Source organism: Blastococcus capsensis (genome assembly GCF_030165005.1).
Taxonomy (GTDB): domain Bacteria; phylum Actinomycetota; class Actinomycetes; order Mycobacteriales; family Geodermatophilaceae; genus Blastococcus; species Blastococcus capsensis.
The window spans coordinates 1-16017 of the sequence record NZ_JASNNW010000027.1; the positions used below are offsets into that span (position 1 = coordinate 1).

The following is a 16017-nucleotide window of genomic DNA, read 5'->3' on the forward strand; positions in this document are numbered from 1 at the left end:
GCCCCCCCCCTCGCCGCCGCCCCGGGGCGGCCCCCCGCCCCCGCGGGGCCGCGGCCCCCGCCCCGGCCACCCCGTCCGGAGGTCCTGCCGTGCATCCCCACCTGCGCCTGCCCCACCTGCCCCTCGCCGCCGTCGTGCTCTCCGTCGTCTACCTCGCCGCGATCGCCGTCGCGGTGAGCGCCCCGGGTCAGCACGCGCTCGCCGGCCTGGTCGTCCTGACGGGCCTCACCGCCCGCTGGGTCGCCCACGCCCGGCGGACCAGCCGCACCGCCCGCCCGGTCCAGACCCTGGTCGTGCAGACCGCGACCACCGTCGACGCCGTCCTCGCGCCGGAACCCGAGGCCACCCCGGCCCACGCCGCCGCGGCCTGAGCGACCGACCAGGGGCCACCCGCGCCGCCGCCCTCACCGTCGGGCCGCGGGCCTCCTGCTGCAGCGTGAGGTCCGCGCACCCCGGCGCCGAGGACGGTCACCGCGGCACACGCACGAGACGCGCGCCCCCAGCGGGGACGCGCGCCTCGGCGGTGGTCCTACCCTGCGAGTGACCGGGAGGAGCCCTGTCCCTCGCTCAGTGGTCGACGGCCTTCTCGGCGCCGATCCCGGTGAAGGCGCGGACCTCGAGCTCTGCCCACTTCGCCTCGTTCGGCTTCTCCTTGGTCATGACCGTGCCGAGCCATCCGAGCAGGAACGACGCCGGGATGGAGACCAGCCCGGGGTTGTTCAGCGGGAACCAGGCGAAGTCGACCCCGGAGAACATCGCCGTCTCCGCGCCGGAGACGACCGGCGAGAAGATGATCAGCCCGATGCAGACGATGAGCCCGCCGTAGATCGACCACAGCGCGCCCTGGGTGGTGAACCTCTTCCAGAACAGCGTGTAGAGGATCGTCGGCAGGTTCGCCGAGGCCGCGACGGCGAAGGCCAGTGCCACGAGGAAGGCGATGTTCAGACCTGCCTGCAACGCCAGGATGCCCAGGCCGATGGAGATCGCACCGACGACGACGGCGGTGATGCGCGCGACCTTCACCTCGCCGTTCGGCGGCACGTCCCCCTTCTTGATCACCGATGCGTAGACGTCGTGCGCGAACGACGCCGACGCGGTGATGGTCAGGCCGGCGACGACCGCGAGGATCGTGGCGAACGCGACGCCGGCGATGATCCCGAGCAGCACCGTGCCACCGAGCTCGAACGCCAGCAGCGGTGCGGCGGAGTTGACCCCGCCCGGCGCGGCGAGGATGTCCTCGGCGCCGACCAGGGCGCCGGCGCCGTAGCCGATCACCAGGCTGAACAGGTAGAAGATGCCGATCAGCCAGATCGCCCAGACCACCGAGCGGCGGGCGTCCTTCGCCGTCGGCACGGTGTAGAAGCGCATCAGCACGTGCGGCAGGCCGGCGGTGCCGAGCACCAGGGCGAGCGCGAGGCTGATGAAGTCCAGCTTCGACACGTCGCTGACGCCGTAGCGGGCCCCGGGGTTCAGCACGCTCTCGTTCCCGGCGCTCTCCACCGCGCCGCCGAGCAGCGCCGACAGGTTGAAGCCGTACTCGCCGAGCACCCACAGGGTCATGACCAGCGCGCCGAGGATGAGCAGCGAGGCCTTGATGATCTGCACCCACGTGGTGCCGCGCATACCGCCGACGAGCACGTAGAAGATCATCAGCGCGCCGACCAGCGCGACGACCAGCGCCTCGGCCAGGTCACCGCTGACGCCGAGCAGCAGCGCGACCAGGCCGCCGGCACCCGACATCTGCGCCAGCAGGTAGAACAGCGAGACCGCCAGGGTGGAGATCGCCGCCGCCGTGCGCACCGGCCCCTGCCGCATCCGGAACGCCAGCACGTCGGCCATCGTGAACCGCGCGGTGTTCCGCATCAGCTCGGCGACCAGGAGCAGCGCGACCAGCCACGCCACGAGGAAGCCGATCGAGTAGAGGAAGCCGTCGTAGCCGTAGACGGCGATGGCACCGGCGATGCCGAGGAACGACGCCGCCGACAGGTAGTCGCCGGCGATGGCGAGGCCGTTCTGCTGCCCGGTGATGGTGCGACCGGCGGCGTAGTAGTCCGCCGCGCTCTTGTTGTTGCGGCTGGCCTTGAAGGTGATGGCCAGCGTGACGAGGACGAACGCCCCGAAGATCGAGATGTTGACCGCCGGGTTGCCGATCGTGGCGTCGGCGGCGAGGACGTCAGGCACGGGTGCTCCCCGGGGTGTGGGCGCCGTCGGTGGTCGTGCCGGGAGCGAACTCGTGCGCCTCGAGCCGGTCGCGCATCTCGTCGGCGATGGGGTCGGTCCGCTTGTTCGCGTGCGCGACGTAGAGGTGGGTGATCACGAACGTGGTGACGAACTGCGCGAGGCCGAACAGCAGGCCCACGTTGACGTTGCCGAACACCGGCGTCGACATGAAGTCCACGGCGTAGGTCGAGAGCAGGACGTAGAGCAGGTACCAGGCGAGGAACGCCACGGTCATCGGGAACGCGAAGCTGCGGAACCGCTTCTTCAGCTCCACGAACTCCGGGGAATCCTGCGCGGCGCGATACTCCTCCGGGGTCAGCAGACGACGGTCGGGGGGTGGGGTCACGCGGCCCTCCACTGGGGGGTCGGGGTGTGGTCGGCGTCACTGTATGGGCTACCGACGGGTACCGGGGTCACGAAAAGGGCGAGACCGTACCGATCCGCATGACCGCGTCACCCGCGCGGACCTGCGCCGCAGCCCACCGGCCGACTCACCCCGCCGGCAGCTCCGACCCGCACCGGGGACACCGGGTCGGCGGGTCCTCGTCGGCCAGCCCGCCGCACTCCGGGCACACCCGGCTCAGCCAGCAGGCGGGGTCGCCGCCGTCGTCCGCGCGTGCGTCCCAGGTGCCGTCGTCCACGCCCGCCCCCTTCCGGGAATACGACAGATCTGTTGCGGTACGCCGATCCATGCTGCGCCGGCGGCCGTGCGGGGTAGTGCCCTCCGCAGTCGTACGCCACCCCGGAAGGACCAGCATGCCCCGCCGCCCGCGCACCCGTCCGTTGGCCGCCCTGCTCTTCGCGGCGGCCCTGCCCTTGGCCGCCTGCGGCGGACCCGAGGACGACGAGTCGGCCAACCCGATCGAGGATCCCGGGCTGGAGGTCGACAGCGGCAACCCCGGGCCGGACGACATCGTGACGGAAGACATAAAGATCACCGCCTTGCAGCTGGCCTTTCCGGAGGACGGCGTGTGGGAGGTGGGCGAGGACGTTCCGCTGTACGCCGCCATAGCGAACACCGGGATCACCGGTGACCGGCTCCTCGAGGTCCGTGGCGAGGACTTCGCCGACGCCCAGCTCGTTCCGCGCGACGGGACGGACGGCTCCATCGAGGTGAATGAGGACGACAACGTCTATCTGGAGCCGGACGGGCCGCCCTCGATCGTCCTGATGGACCTCGAGACCTCGCTGCGCTCGTCGCAGTCCATCCCGGTCACCTTCGTGTTCGAGGAGGCCGGCGAGGTCACCATGGATGCGCCGGTTTCTGCCGATCCCCCCGGGCAGGGTGGCTTCACCGCTCCGGAGGACCCCACACAGGACGAGTGACCCACCCCGACTGATCCATCCCTCCCCCGGTGATCATGGAGTCCACAGGAAGCGCACGGTTCGGGCTGGGATGCTGGAGCGGTGCTGTCCCGCCTCTCGCGCCGTACCGCCCTGACCGCCGCCGTGCTCGCCGGACCGGTGGGCTGGGTCACCGCCGCCGCCTGGGGCCTGCCGACCGCTCTCGGCGCACACCGCGGCCGGCTGCGCCGGGTGGTCGCCGGCTCGCCGCACTTCTCCGACGGCAAGTTCCACAACACGCTGCCCACCCCGGCGATCGCCCCGGCCAACACCCGCGACGGGCTGCTGCGGCAGTGGCACGACGAGCGGCACGTCGGCCTGCCGGGCGGCCCGATCCCCCTGGCGCGGCCGGAGATCCCGCGCGACGCCGCCGACCTGGCGGTCACCTGGTTCGGGCACGCCAGCGCACTGCTCGAGCTCGACGGTCAGCGGGTGCTGTTCGACCCGGTGTGGGGCCGGCGCGTCTCGCCGTCGCCGATCATCGGGCCGACCCGGCTGCACGAGCCGCCGATGGCGTTGGACGAGCTGCCGCCGGTCGACGCCGTCGTCATCTCGCACGACCACTACGACCACCTCGACCTGCCCACGGTCCGGACGCTGCTGCGCACCCAGACGGCGCCGTGGGTGGTCCCGCTGGGCATCGGGGAGCACCTGCGCTCGTGGGGCGTGCCCGAGGAGCGGATCGTCGAGCTGGACTGGGACGGCGAGCACCGCGTCGGGGCGCTGACGCTCACCTGCACCGAGGCGCGGCACTTCTCCGGCCGCTACTTCCACCGCGACACCACCCTCTGGGCGTCCTGGGCGGTCAGCGGCCCGCGGCACCGGGTCTTCTTCGGGGGCGACACCGGGTACACGCCCGCGTTCGCCGCCATCGGCGCCCGGCTCGGGCCGTTCGACGTCACGCTGCTGCCCATCGGCGCCTACAACGACGCCTGGCACGCCATCCACATGGATCCCGAGGAGGCGGTGCGGGCCCACGGCGACCTCGGCGGCAACGTCCTGCTGCCCATCCACTGGGCGACGTACAACCTCGCGTTCCACCGCTGGGCCGAGCCGGTGGAACGGCTGCTGGCGGCCGCGCGCCCGCGCGGGATCGACGTCGTCGTCCCGCAGCCCGGCGAGCGGACCGACGTGCTGGACCGGCCCCCGCTGCGCGACTGGTGGACTCCGGTGGGCTCGGCGGTCGCCGCGACCGCGGAGGGCGCCGGTGTCGGCAGCGCCGTCCTCGCCCGGGTGGTATCGCGGCTGATTGCCCTGCTGCCGAGCTGAGCTCTGAGCCTCCTCGGGCGGTGATGGCCGTCCTACCTCACCTCGCGGCGTCCTCCCCCACCGCCGACCATGAGGGAGGACGCCCGGCGATCACTGTCACCTGATCGTCGCGGCGGGGCGGCCGGGCGCAGGACTCGACGCAGCAGCCTCAGCGCAGCAGCTTGGACATCCGGCGGTCGGCCAGCCGCTTGCCCCCGGTCTGGCAGGTGGGGCAGTACTGCAGCGAGGTGTCGGCGAAGCTGACCTCCCGCACGGTGTCCCCGCACACCGGGCAGGGCAGGCCGGTGCGGGCGTGCACCTGCAGGCCCGAGCGCTTCTCGCCCTTCATCGTCGCGGCCTGCTGACCCACCTGGCGCTCCAGCGCTCCGGTGAGCGTGGTCCGCACCGCGTCGAAGAGACGGACCAGTTCGTCGTCGGTGACCTTGTCGGCCATCTTGAACGGCGAGAGCCGCGCGGCGTGCAGGATCTCGTCGGAGTAGGCGTTGCCGATACCGGCGACCAGGGTCTGGTCGGTCAGCGCTCCCTTGAGCTGGCCGGAGCGGCCCGCCATCAGGCGGGCGAAGGTCTCCCGGTCGACCGCGAGGGCGTCGGGCCCGAGGCGCGCGATCCCGGGAACCTCGGCCGGCGACCGGACGACGTAGACCGCCAAGCCCTTGCGGGTGCCCTGCTCGGTGAGGTCGAAGCCGTTGCCGTCATCGAGGTGCACCCGCAGCGCGAGCGGCCCCTTGCCCGGCTTGGGCGGCGCAGCGGGCAGGTTCTGCCGCCAGTGCAGCCACCCGGCCCGCGCCAGGTGGACGACCAGGTGCAGCCCGGAGACGCCGAGGTCCAGGAACTTCCCGTGCCGGCCGGCGCCGGTGATCTCCAGACCGCCGAGCGAGGAGAGCGGTGGATCGAAGGTCTTGATCGCCTGCACCGCGCCAGGTCGGCGCGCGCCAGCACCTGGCCGACGACGCGCTCTCGCAGGAACGCCGCCAGCGCCTCCACCTCGGGCAACTCGGGCACCGCACCATGATCGCGCGGATCCCCGTCTCCCGCCGTCCCCGATCGGGCGTTCTCCGGCCCGCCGAGGCCCCCGTGGTTGCGGTGGTGCGACGACGGCGTGACGGCGACGACGACCTGGTGGAGAGCCTGTTGCGGCCGCTTGCGGAGGCCCTTTTCGCGAGTACACCTCTCCCTGTAGGCCCGCACCACAGGGGGGCGGACCGGACAGATGGAGGCCATCGTGAACATCCGTTCCCGTGCCCTGGCGGTCCTCGCCGGGGTCGTCACGTTGCTGGTCGGCGTCCTCGCGCCGGCGTCGGCCGCGGGCTCGGCCCGCGCGCCCTACTGCGGGCTGGTGTGGGGCTCGTTGCCGGAGAGCGGCGCGGCGACCACCGCCGGCCTGACGGTGACCGACGTGCGCGCCGGCCGCCACGCCTGCTTCGACCGCCTGGTCGTCGACCTGCGCGGTCCTGCTGCGGCGACCGGCTACTCGGTGCGATACGTCGACAGCGTGCACCAGGTGGGCACGGGCACCCGCGTCCCACTCGAGGGCGGGGCGGCCCTGGAGGTCGTCGTCGACTCCCCGGCGTACGACGAGTACGGACGCGCCACGTACCTCCCGCCCAGCCGCGGTGAGGTCGTCGACGTGGACGGCTTCCGGACCTTCGAGCAGGTGGCGTGGGCCGGTTCCTACGAGGGCTCGACCACCCTGGGCATCGGCACCCGAGCCCGGCTGCCCTTCCGCACCTTCACCCTGATCGGCGCCCCTGGGGACGACGCGGTGCGACTGGTGATCGACGTGGCCCACCGCTGGTGACCCCTCCCGTCCACGCGAGATCTGCACACTGGTGGGCATCCCGGTCCGGAAGCACGCCAGTGTGCAGATCCCGCGCGTCTCAGCCCTGGTGGAGCACCTCGACCACCACCCGGTCGGGGCTCTGCAGCCGGTAGACGCGGAAGGGGTGCTCGCCGGTGGTGCCGAAGAAGGACACCATCTGCCCCTCGAAGATCGTGTCCAGGACGACCTCGCGCACCGCCGGGCCGGCCCCGGGCAGCGGATCCGGCCCCGCGTACGGGGGGACGCCGGTGTCCCCGGGCAGGCCCACGCCGGTGAGGATCAGACGGAGGACGGCGTCCCCCGCCACGTCCACCGGCGACCCGCTCCCCGCCGACCGGGCCTCGGGCACGTAGCGCGCGTCCCAGCCGGGCAGCCCCACGCCGTCCACCTCGAACACCACCCGGTCGAAGCCCTCGTAGCGGCCGACGCGGACGTCGGTCACGGTCACGGCGGCGTCGGGGGACGGCTCGGCGGTGTCGGGGCGGGTGTCGGCCGCGAAGGGTGGCTGTACGGCGGCGGAGGGCTGCGGCGCGGCCGTCGGAGGCCGGGGAACGGTGGGCGAGGGCGCCGGGGTGGCGGCCGGCGGAGGCGGAGGCGGAGGCGTGAGGAAGACGGCGTAGTCGGCCGGCAGCAACGGCGCGTCGGTGAGCGCGCCGGACGGCAGCGGCGCCTCCGCCGGTTCGCCCTCGGTGGTCAGCAGGACCGCCTCGACGCCGGCCAGGCTGGTCGCGGTCAGCACGATCTGGGCCACGGCACGGCGGCTGGCGACCCCTGAGGGCAGCGGCGCGGCGCCGGAGAGGTCGATCGTCGCCGTGGCACCGTCGATGCTCGTCACCGACAAGACCACCCCCCGCGGCAGCGCCGTGGACAGCCCCCGGCCCTGCTCCGGCTCGGTGGGGCCCTCGGCCAGCGCGGACAGCAGCGCACCGAGCCGCTCCTCCGTCGAGCCCGTCCCGCTGTCCCGGGCCCGGGGGACGAGCGCCTGGTCGGGGCCGACCAGGTAGGCCCAGCCGGCCTCGTCACGGGGCACCGACGACGGAACGGCCGACGCCTCCGGCGCGGGTGCGGCGAGCCCGTACGGGACGTCGGAGGGCGCGATCGTCGACGGCTCGGCGCCGGTCGGGACCCCGCAGGACGCCGTCACCGTGAGGACGGCCCCCAGCGTGCCGGCGGCTCCCACCCGGCGCAGGCGGTTCACGTCCGCGCCGCCGGCATCGAGAGGACGAAGCGGGCGCCGCCCCCCGGGCTCTCGGCGCACCAGGCGGCGCCGCCGTGCTGCGCGGTCGTCTCGGCCACGATGGCCAGCCCCAGCCCCGCGCCGGGCACCGAGCGGCGCGCCGAGCCCGGGGCGCGCGCGAACCGCTCGAAGATCCGTTCACGGTCCAGCGGGGCGACGCCCGGACCGGCGTCGTCCACCGTCACGGCCACCGAGCCCTCGCAGCGCCGCACCCCCACGCGCACCGGCCCGTCCCCGTAGCGGTCGGCGTTGTCGAGGAGGTTGCGCACGGCCCGCTCCAGCCGCGACTTGTCCCCGAGCACGGTGGTCTCCGGTTCGGGGCCGGCGTCCAGCAGGGCGACGGGCCGGCCGGTTCCCTCGAGCACCTCCCGGACGAGCGCGGTCATGGACACCGGGACGGCGTCGGGCACGTGCCCGGCGCCGTCGAACCAGGCCAGCTCCAGCAGGTCGTCCAGGGTGACGCGCAGGCGGGCGACCTCCCCCTCCACCAGGGCCAGCGCCTGCTGGGCCCGGGGTGGCAGCTCCTGGCGCCGGGTCGCGAGCACCTCGACGCTGGTGGTGAGGCTGGTCAGGGGGCTGCGGAGCTCGTGGCTGACGTCGCCGACGAACCGGGCGTCCCGCGAGATCCGGGCGGCGAGGGCGTCCACCATGCTGTTGAAGGCGGCCACGATGCCCACCAGATCGGGGTCGTCGGTCGCCGGGAGCCGGGTGGACAGCTCGCCGCCGGCGATCCTCGTCGCGGCGCCGGCCACCTGTTCCAGCGGGAGCACGGCGCGCCGGCTGGCCCACGCCCCGAACCCCGCCCCGGCCAGGGTCGCCACGACCGCGCCGGCGCCGAGGACGACGGCCAGCGTGCGCAGCAGCGTCTCCAGCTCGGCCAGCGGTGCGACCTCGTAGAACTCCACGCCGGCGCTGACCACGGGGACGGCTACGACGAGCTGCGGGCCGTCCGCCGTCTCGACCCGCAGCGCGCCCGCGGCCCCGGTCGCCACCACCTCCTGCAGGGCCCGCGGCACGTCGCGGCCGCCGACGTCCAGGCTGGAGGAGTACCAGTCGTCCCCGCTCCGGACGACGACCTCCGCGTCGCCGAACGGGACGAGCTCGCCGAGCACCCGCCCGACGTCGGTGCCCGCGGTGGACAGCCGGTTGCGCAGCACGTCGGCGTCGGCGAAGGCCTGCTGGGTGAGCGCCTGCTCCCGCTGCTCCACCACGTAGCTGCGGGCCAGCAACCAGGTGGTCGTGACGAGCACGGCCGAGACCAGCAGCGTGCTGGCCGCGAACCCCAGCACGATCCGTGCCCGGAGCCCCCGCCGTCCCGCAGTCCTGCTCACCCGCCGCTCCGGACGCGACCGGACGCCGCCGTCACTGCGGGTCCAGCCGGTAGCCCAGGCCCCGGACGGTGACGACCAGCCGGGGGGCGCTCGCATCCCGCTCGACCTTCGTCCGCAGCCGCCGCACGTGGACGTCGACGATCCGCTCGTCCCCGAAGAAGCCGTGCTCCCACACCCGCTCAAGCAGCGCCTGCCGGCTGAACACCCGCCCGGGAGCGGCGGCCAGCTCGCACAGCACCCGGTACTCGGTGAGCGTCAGCGGCACCTGCTGGTTCCCGCGGTGGACGGTGCCGCTGGCCTCCCGGAGGACCAGCGGGGCCTCCGGGTCGTGGTCGAGGACGATGCCCGCCTGCGCACCGTCGGGCTGGTGACCCGCCGGTGCCGCGCCGGTCCGGCGGCGCAGGGCGCGCAGCCGTGCGGTGATCTCCTTGATCTGGAACGGCTTGGTCACGTAGTCGTCCGCGCCCACCTCGAGCGCGGCGACGATGTCCTGCGTGTCGGCGCGCGCGCTGACGACGACGACGGGCAGGTCGTGGGCCCGGCGTACCTCGCGGATGACCGTGAAGCCGTCCATCGACCCGAGCATCAGGTCGACGATCATCATGTCGGGGGCGGCTATGCCCACCATGCGGACGGCCTCCTCGCCGGAGGCGGCCTCGGCGACGTCGTACCCTTCGTCCTCCAGCGCCCACCGCAACGCGGTGCGGATGGAGTCGTCGTCCTCCACGATCAGGATCCGCAGCGACACGCCGACATGCTGCCACCACCGGGCCGCCGTCCAGCGCGCCCCGGCCGCCGTCATCCGATCGAAATGTCCCGACGCGGCAGATCGCAATCTCCGGACGCGAGGCTGCTGGCAGAGCACCGGACCGCGACCGCCGAGGAGACCGCCGTGCGCCCTGCCGACCCCGACCACGACGGCCCGCGGGGAACCGATGAGGTGCTCGTGCGGCTGACCGACGACATGCTCGCCGATGGCGTCGCCGACATCCGCTGGCTGCTGCACGACGCCGTGCTCACGGGTGCGCGGCACGTGGTCGTCGACGTCCGCGAGGTGGAGCAGCTGTCCAGCCCGGCGGTGGCCAGCTTGCTGTCCGCGCACCGCGCCTGCCGGGCCCGCGGCGGCAGCGTCGTGGTCCGTGGGGCCAACCGGCGGACCCTGGACCTGCTGCACCGGACCGGCCTGTGGCGGGTGCTGGACCTGGAGGGCAGCCGGGACCGCTCGGCCTGACCCGGGCGGTTCCGCCGGGTCCCTCCTAGCTCGGCAGGTGCCCACCGCGCTGCTCTGGTTCCGCCGGGACCTGAGCTGCGCGACGTCGAGCCCCGGTAAGTGCACGAGCCGTGGACCGCGCCCGGTGGCGTGCCCGCGGCTCCCCCGAGCCCATCGTCGACCACGCGCACGAACGCCAGGTGGCCCTCGACCGCTACGCGCGCGTCCGCGGCCGATGACGGGGCGCCGGGGACTCAGCCCTGCAGCCGGGGCGCGCTGGCGGCGGGGTCGCGACCGGCGGAGGGATCCGCCGCGAGCGCCCGCGCCCACCCGACCAGGCCGGTGACGTCCACACCGTGCGGACGGCGGCCGACGTAGGGCCCGATGTTCTCCGCGCCGCGCTCCAGCAGCGTCGTCGCCCCGGGGTCGTTGCCGCGGGCGGCGTGCGTCAGGCCGACGGCGAGCTGGGCGAGCCCCCGCCACAGCTGCCGCTCGTCCTCCGGCGCGGACTTCCAGGCGTCCTCGAGCACCTCGTGGGCGTGGAAGGGACGTCCGGCGTCCAGCAGCACCTGCGCCTCGGCGAGGGCGACGTCAGGCGGGCGGACGACCCCTTCGGGAGCCCGCTCCTCGCCGACGACGCCGTGCGGCAGCGGGCGGCCGAGCGCGTCCCGCGGCCGCGCGTTGCGGGCGCGTCCCTCGGCGTCACGGTCCCGATCCGGCACGGTGCCCATCCTCCCCGCGCCTGACGGGGCCGCCTCGGCGGGGGCGCGGAAGGGAGCAGGGGGTGCGGTCCGCGCCCCGGGGCACCGGCGTCGGCGGAGACGTCGGCAGACGCCGGGAAGCGACTCGATCGCTCGCAACAGATACGCGGAGCGCTCGTGCATCCAGGCCCGGGAGCGCCGCGGAAGACGGGGTGCCACACCTCCTGCTCCGAGAGGAAAGACCATGTACTCCACCCGCACCCTCGGCCGCACCGCCGGTGTCCTCGGCGCCGCCGGCGCCCTGGTCCTGGTCGCCACCCCGGCCCTGGCCGACAACCACACCGCGACCGTCTCGGTCCTGCACGCCGTCCCGGACACCCCCGTCGACGTCTACGCCAACGGCGAGCGGCTGATCGACGACTTCCAGCCCGGCACGCTCACCGACCCCCTGCAGCTGCCGGCCGGGTCCTACGACCTGGCGGTCTTCCCCGCGGACGCCGCCGACGCTTCCGGCGAGCCGCTGCTGTCGGCGATGGACGTGGCCGTCCCCGCCGGCGCCAACGCCACGGTGGTGGCCCACCTGACCGAGGCCGGCGAGCCCGCACTCACGCCGTTCGTGAACGACACCAGCGCGGTGCCGGCCGGCCAGGCGCGGGTCACCGTGCGGCACACCGCCGCCGCCCCGGCAGTCGACGTCCGCGCGGGTGGCCAGGTCGTCATCGACGGGCTGACGAACCCGAACGAGGAGACCCTGACGGTCCCGGCCGGCACGGTCACCGCCGACGTCGTCGTCGCCGGCACCGACACCGTCGCCATCGGCCCCGCGGACCTCACGCTGGTCGAGGGCACCACCACGGTCGTCTACGCGTGGGGCTCGGCGGACGCCGGCTACGAGCTGGCCGTCCAGGCCATCGCCGGTCAGCAGTCCGCTCCCGCGGGCGTCCCGGGTGGCACCGCCGGCCTGGCCGACGACTCCGGCCTGCCGCTCCCGGTGGGCGCCGCCGCCCTGGCCGGCGTGGCTCTGGCCGCCGCCGGCGCCGTGCGCCTGGCCCGCTCGTCCCGCTGACCGCGGTCGATCGGAGGAACAGCTGATGCGTCCCGCCGCCGCCACCGTCGCCCTGGGGCTGGCCCTCGCCGTCGGTACGCCGACCGCCTGGGCCCTCACCCGGCCGGAGGCGGCGGCGGGACCGTCGCTGGACCGGGCGCTCAGCGCGCCCGCCGTCCCCTCGCCGCCGCCGGCCGGGGCGGGAGACCTGCCCCCCGTCACCGTCCGGGACGCCTCCCCCGTCGCCGTGCCGGCGTCCCCACCCCCGGTACGCATCGAGCTGCCGGGGCAGGCGATCACCGCTCCCGTCGACCTCGTGGGCGTCGCCGCCGACGGTCAGATGGAACTGCCCGAGGACGTGGACCGGATCGGGTGGTACCGCTTCGGGCCGGCACCCGGCGGACCGGGCAACGCCGTGCTCGCCGGCCACGTCGACGACCGCGAGCAGGGTGCCGGCGCCCTCTTCCCGTTGCGCGAGGTGTCTCCCGGCGCCGAGATCGTGATCACCGACGCCACCGGGCAGGGCACGCGCTGGCGGGTGGTGTCCCGGGAACTCGTGCACAAGCAAGCGCTCCCGCTCGGGGAGATCTTCGCGCGCGAGGGCCCACCCCGCCTGGTCGTGGTCACCTGCGGCGGGCCCTTCCTGCCGGAGTACCGCAGCTATCGCGACAACGTCGTGGTGGTCGCCGAGCCGGTAGCGGACGCCACGCCCTGACCGGCTTGCGTGCCATAGCCACCGACCTCGGTAGCGTTCCCGGCGTGACGTCGGACCCGGGGCCCGCCCCGCGCGGCGCCGTGGACCCGGACGACGCCGAGGTGGGCCGTCGCTTCGCCGCCGGCGACGAGCAGGCGCTGGCGCTGGCCTACGAACGGTGGGCGGGTCAGCTGCACGGCATGGCGGTGCGCGCCTTCGGCCCCGGCCCCGATGCCGAGGACGTCACCCAGCAGACCTTCATCGCCGCCTGGACCGGCCGCGCCCGCTTCCGTCCGGACCAGGGCCCGCTGCCGGCCTGGCTGACCGGCGTCTGCCGGCACAAGATCGCCGACACCTGGGCGCGTCGTGACCGGCAGCGCCGCGAGGCGGAGGCGGCGGTGTCGCAGGCGCAGGCCGCACCCGCGGGCGGGACGACGCCGGCGGTCGACACCGCCGTCGCCGACCGGATGCTGGTGCTCGAGGAGCTCGACCGCCTGGGGCAGCCGCAGCGCGGGATCATCGAGCTCGCGTTCTTCGCCGACCTCACCCATGCCCAGATCGCCGAGCGGACCGGGATCCCGCTGGGCACGGTGAAATCCCATATCCGCCGCACTCTCGAACGCCTGAGGAACCGATTGGAGGTGGACGGTGCCGCACTGCCAGCCTGAACAGCTCGCCCTCGCCGCGCTGCACGAGACCCTGCCGGCCGACGACGCCGCCCACCTGGCCTCCTGCGCCCAGTGCCGGTCCGAGGTGGCCGCCCTGCAGCGCGCGGTCGACGCCGTGGCCATCCCCGAGCTCGCCGCTCCGGCGACCGCCGTACCCCCGCCGCCGGCGGTGTGGGCCGCGATCGCCGCCGCCACCGGTGTGACGGCCGCCCCGCGCTCGGAGGACTCCGCCACATCCGTCGCCGCCGCACCCACACCCGCTCCCGTGGCCGACGCCGCGTCGACCGACGGACGGGTGCTGCCGTTCCGGTCGCGCCGACCCCGGCTGCTGCTCGTGGCGGCCGCCGTCGCCGCCGGCGCCGCCGTGGGGGCGGGGGCGGTCGCGGCCCTGAACGGAGGGGACGACCCCGAGCTGGTCGCCGCGGTGGGCCTCGACCCGCTCGGGGAGGAGTCCGCGTCGGGTCGGGCGGAGGTGGTCGTCCGTGAGGACGGCTCGCGTGCGCTCCAGGTCGACCTCGACGCGCCGGCACTCACCGACGAGTACTACGAGATCTGGCTGATCGAGCCGGACGTCGTCGAGATGGTGCCCCTCGGGGTGCTGCGACCGGGCACGCAGACCTTCGAGCTGCCGACCGGCATCGACCTGGAGGCGTACCCGATCGTCGACGTCTCGGTGGAGCCGCTGGACGGCGACCCGACGCACTCGGGGGTCTCGGTGGCCCGGGGTGTGTTGGACAGCTGAGCGGCGCCTAGCGTGCTCGCCGTGACTTGCCCGCGCGACCGCCTGCTGCCCTCCGAGGACCTCGGCGCCTCCTGGCGCGCGGTGCGTCCCCGCCCCCCGGGCATCCATCTCGACAGCGCGGCCTCGAGCCGGCAGAGCCACCGGGCGCTGGAGGCCGCGGCGCACCACGCCCGGCACGAGTCGGAACTGGGCGGCTACGTCGCCGAGGCCACCGCGGACGACCTCCTCCAGCAGGGCCGCTCGGTGCTCGGCGGGCTGGTGGGCATGGCGGCGGCCGACGTGGCCTTCGTCGAATCCGCACAAGCGGCGCTGGTGGCACTGCTCAGCGGCTGGCGGCTTCCGGCCGGGTCGCGGGTGGCGTGCCTGCCGGGCGAGTACGCGCCCAACGTCGCCCAGCTGCGTGCCGCCGGCCTACGACCCGAGCCGCTGCCGGTCGACGACCTGGGCCGCGCCGACGTCGACGCGGTCGCCCGGTTGCTGGCCGACGCCCCGCCCCGGTTCGTGCATCTCACGCACATCGGGAGCCACCGGGGGCTCCTGCAGCCGGCCCGGGAGACGGCGGCGCTGTGCCGGGAGGCCGGGGTGCCGCTCGTGCTCGATGCCGCGCAGTCCCTGGGCCACGTCGACGTCGATCTGGGCGCCGACGTCGTCTACGGCACCTCGCGGAAGTGGCTGGCCGGCCCCCGCGGTGTGGGGATCCTGTTCGCCCGGCCGGCCATCGCCGCGCAACTGGTGCCGGTCCTCCCAGAGCCGGAGGGGGTACCGCCGCTGCGCGCGTTCGAGTCGGGGGAGGCGCACGTCGCCGGCCGGATCGGCCTCGTCGTCGCCGTGGGCGAACACCTGGCCGCCGGGCCGGACCAGGTCCGCGAGCGGCTGGCCGCCCTGGGTCGGGCAACCCGGGAGCTGCTCGACGGCGTGGCGGGCTGGCAGGTCGTGGAACCGGTCGAAGAGCCCACCGCCACCACCACGCTGCGCGCGCCGGACGGCGTCGACGTGCTCGAGACGCGGACCCGGCTGCTGACCGAGCACGGGATCGTGCTGAGCGCGATCGGCCCCGAGCGCGCCCCGGGGGAGATGACCAGCCCGGTCCTGCGCGTCTCCCCACACCTGGACGCCACGATCGAGGACCTCGAGGCGCTCGCCGCCGCACTCTGACACGCGAGAACATCCCGGCCCGTCGGGAACTCATGTACAGGAAGCGCCCACACGTGCGGGCCGTCGGAGCCTCCATGCACAGGGAGCGTCCGACCTGCCGGGCCGGGCGCCGTCGCAGCTCCACGTGACCGTGCCGGGCCGGCGGGGGAAGCGTGCCGGGGCGTTCTGCACAGGAGGTCCGTCGCGTGGGCCTGCGGGCGGCGGCGGTGGCCGGGCATGCCGAAAGGGGCCCCAGCACGGATGCTGGGGCCCCTTTCGGGAATGGTTGTCCGGCGGCGTCCTACTCTCCCACCCCGTCTCCAGGGCAGTACCATCGGCGCTGAGCGGCTTAGCTTCCGGGTTCGGAATGTTGCCGGGCGTTTCCCTCTCGCCATGGCCGCCGTAACTCTGTGAACATGTACTCGCACCTCCGGTGCGGAACCGGAACCACGAGCCAACTCACACCTCCGGTGGGTAACCGGAACCACGAGCCAACTCGCACCTCCGGTCGGCACCGGGGATGTGAGCTCGAACCGGCTGGTTCGTGCGTTCAGAACCGCACAGTGGACGCGTGACATCTTGTTTTCTGACTTGTTTTCACAG

At 74.5% G+C, this 16017-nt stretch carries 18 protein-coding genes and 1 rRNA gene; 10 read left to right on the top strand and 9 right to left on the bottom strand.

Annotated elements, in window-relative coordinates; translation table 11 throughout:
* Positions 1-89: 89 nt before the first annotated feature.
* Positions 90-371, top strand: a complete 282-nt coding sequence (locus QOZ86_RS18935) for a hypothetical protein (protein ID WP_284493532.1) — start codon at positions 90-92, stop codon at positions 369-371.
* A gap of 196 nt (positions 372-567) precedes the next feature.
* Here the strand turns inward: QOZ86_RS18935 and QOZ86_RS18940 are convergent, their stop codons facing one another.
* The 3 genes from QOZ86_RS18940 to QOZ86_RS18950 all read right to left on the bottom strand — a co-directional run bounded on the left by QOZ86_RS18940 (position 568) and on the right by QOZ86_RS18950 (position 2861).
* Entirely contained in the window at positions 568-2181 is a 1614-nt protein-coding gene (locus QOZ86_RS18940; protein ID WP_284493533.1) for a solute symporter family protein, read from the bottom strand.
* Positions 2174-2566, bottom strand: coding sequence for a DUF485 domain-containing protein (locus tag QOZ86_RS18945; protein WP_284493534.1), 393 nt, complete (start codon positions 2564-2566; stop codon positions 2174-2176). The genes QOZ86_RS18940 and QOZ86_RS18945 overlap by 8 nt, the downstream gene beginning before the upstream one ends.
* A gap of 145 nt (positions 2567-2711) precedes the next feature.
* Positions 2712-2861 carry a DUF8122 domain-containing protein gene (locus QOZ86_RS18950; RefSeq protein WP_284493535.1) on the bottom strand — a complete coding sequence of 50 codons (150 nt, stop codon included), beginning with the start codon at positions 2859-2861 and terminating at the stop codon, positions 2712-2714.
* 115 nt (positions 2862-2976) lie between these two features.
* On the opposite strand from QOZ86_RS18950, the gene QOZ86_RS18955 reads away from it, so the two are divergent.
* A complete protein-coding gene (locus QOZ86_RS18955; RefSeq protein ID WP_284493536.1) occupies positions 2977-3546 on the top strand; it encodes a copper chaperone PCu(A)C domain-containing protein in 570 nt (189 codons plus the stop codon).
* Positions 3547-3627: 81 nt separating this feature from the next.
* A complete protein-coding gene (locus tag QOZ86_RS18960; protein ID WP_284493537.1) occupies positions 3628-4833 on the top strand; it encodes an MBL fold metallo-hydrolase in 1206 nt (401 codons plus the stop codon).
* A gap of 148 nt (positions 4834-4981) precedes the next feature.
* Here the strand turns inward: QOZ86_RS18960 and QOZ86_RS18965 are convergent, their stop codons facing one another.
* Positions 4982-5746, bottom strand: coding sequence for a DNA-formamidopyrimidine glycosylase family protein (locus tag QOZ86_RS18965; protein ID WP_284493538.1), 765 nt, complete (start codon positions 5744-5746; stop codon positions 4982-4984).
* Between the two features lie 309 nt (positions 5747-6055).
* On the opposite strand from QOZ86_RS18965, the gene QOZ86_RS18970 reads away from it, so the two are divergent.
* Positions 6056-6631, top strand: a complete 576-nt coding sequence (locus QOZ86_RS18970) for an AMIN-like domain-containing (lipo)protein (protein ID WP_284493539.1) — start codon at positions 6056-6058, stop codon at positions 6629-6631.
* 79 nt (positions 6632-6710) lie between these two features.
* Here QOZ86_RS18970 and QOZ86_RS18975 read toward each other — a convergent pair whose 3' ends face one another.
* From QOZ86_RS18975 to QOZ86_RS18985, 3 genes are read right to left on the bottom strand one after another with little or no spacing between them, the layout of a single operon-like run.
* Entirely contained in the window at positions 6711-7850 is a 1140-nt protein-coding gene (locus QOZ86_RS18975) for a GerMN domain-containing protein (RefSeq protein WP_284493540.1), read from the bottom strand.
* Positions 7847-9220, bottom strand: coding sequence for a sensor histidine kinase (locus QOZ86_RS18980; protein WP_284493541.1), 1374 nt, complete (start codon positions 9218-9220; stop codon positions 7847-7849). The genes QOZ86_RS18975 and QOZ86_RS18980 overlap by 4 nt, the downstream gene beginning before the upstream one ends.
* Positions 9221-9251: 31 nt before the next feature.
* Positions 9252-9968: a response regulator transcription factor gene (locus QOZ86_RS18985; protein WP_284493542.1), complete on the bottom strand. Its 717-nt coding sequence runs from the start codon at positions 9966-9968 to the stop codon at positions 9252-9254.
* A 144-nt stretch (positions 9969-10112) separates the two neighbouring features.
* Between QOZ86_RS18985 and QOZ86_RS18990 the strand changes: the two genes are divergently transcribed.
* Positions 10113-10451 (top strand): STAS domain-containing protein, encoded by a 339-nt coding sequence (locus QOZ86_RS18990; RefSeq protein ID WP_284493543.1) that lies wholly within the window; start codon positions 10113-10115, stop codon positions 10449-10451.
* Between the two features lie 233 nt (positions 10452-10684).
* Here QOZ86_RS18990 and QOZ86_RS18995 read toward each other — a convergent pair whose 3' ends face one another.
* Positions 10685-11152, bottom strand: a complete 468-nt coding sequence (locus tag QOZ86_RS18995; protein WP_284493544.1) for a DUF309 domain-containing protein — start codon at positions 11150-11152, stop codon at positions 10685-10687.
* Positions 11153-11375: 223 nt separating this feature from the next.
* Between QOZ86_RS18995 and QOZ86_RS19000 the strand changes: the two genes are divergently transcribed.
* From QOZ86_RS19000 to egtE, 5 genes are read left to right on the top strand one after another with little or no spacing between them, the layout of a single operon-like run.
* The gene (locus QOZ86_RS19000) at positions 11376-12197 is read left to right on the top strand and encodes a DUF4397 domain-containing protein (protein ID WP_284493545.1); all 822 of its coding nucleotides are present in this window, start codon (positions 11376-11378) and stop codon (positions 12195-12197) included.
* A 25-nt stretch (positions 12198-12222) separates the two neighbouring features.
* Positions 12223-12891, top strand: a complete 669-nt coding sequence (locus QOZ86_RS19005; protein ID WP_284493546.1) for a class F sortase — start codon at positions 12223-12225, stop codon at positions 12889-12891.
* Positions 12892-12935: 44 nt separating this feature from the next.
* On the top strand, positions 12936-13538 hold the full coding sequence (locus QOZ86_RS19010; protein WP_284493547.1) for an RNA polymerase sigma factor: 603 nt from the start codon (positions 12936-12938) through the stop codon (positions 13536-13538).
* On the top strand, positions 13519-14280 hold the full coding sequence (locus QOZ86_RS19015) for an anti-sigma factor (protein WP_284493548.1): 762 nt from the start codon (positions 13519-13521) through the stop codon (positions 14278-14280). The genes QOZ86_RS19010 and QOZ86_RS19015 overlap by 20 nt, the downstream gene beginning before the upstream one ends.
* A gap of 21 nt (positions 14281-14301) precedes the next feature.
* The gene (gene egtE / locus QOZ86_RS19020) at positions 14302-15435 is read left to right on the top strand and encodes an ergothioneine biosynthesis PLP-dependent enzyme EgtE (RefSeq protein ID WP_284493549.1); all 1134 of its coding nucleotides are present in this window, start codon (positions 14302-14304) and stop codon (positions 15433-15435) included.
* A 267-nt stretch (positions 15436-15702) separates the two neighbouring features.
* On the opposite strand, the gene rrf is transcribed toward egtE, so the two are convergent.
* Positions 15703-15819: ribosomal RNA gene (rrf, locus tag QOZ86_RS19025) — 5S ribosomal RNA — on the bottom strand.
* Positions 15820-16017: the final 198 nt, after the last annotated feature.

Excerpts from the sequence above, each read along its gene's own strand:
- QOZ86_RS19000 (WP_284493545.1), top strand. The coding sequence starts at position 11,376 with ATGTACTCCACCCGCACCCTCGGCCGCACCGCCGGTGTCCTCGGCGCC.
- QOZ86_RS19005 (WP_284493546.1), top strand. The coding sequence starts at position 12,223 with ATGCGTCCCGCCGCCGCCACCGTCGCCCTGGGGCTGGCCCTCGCCGTC.
- QOZ86_RS18955 (WP_284493536.1), top strand. The coding sequence starts at position 2,977 with ATGCCCCGCCGCCCGCGCACCCGTCCGTTGGCCGCCCTGCTCTTCGCG.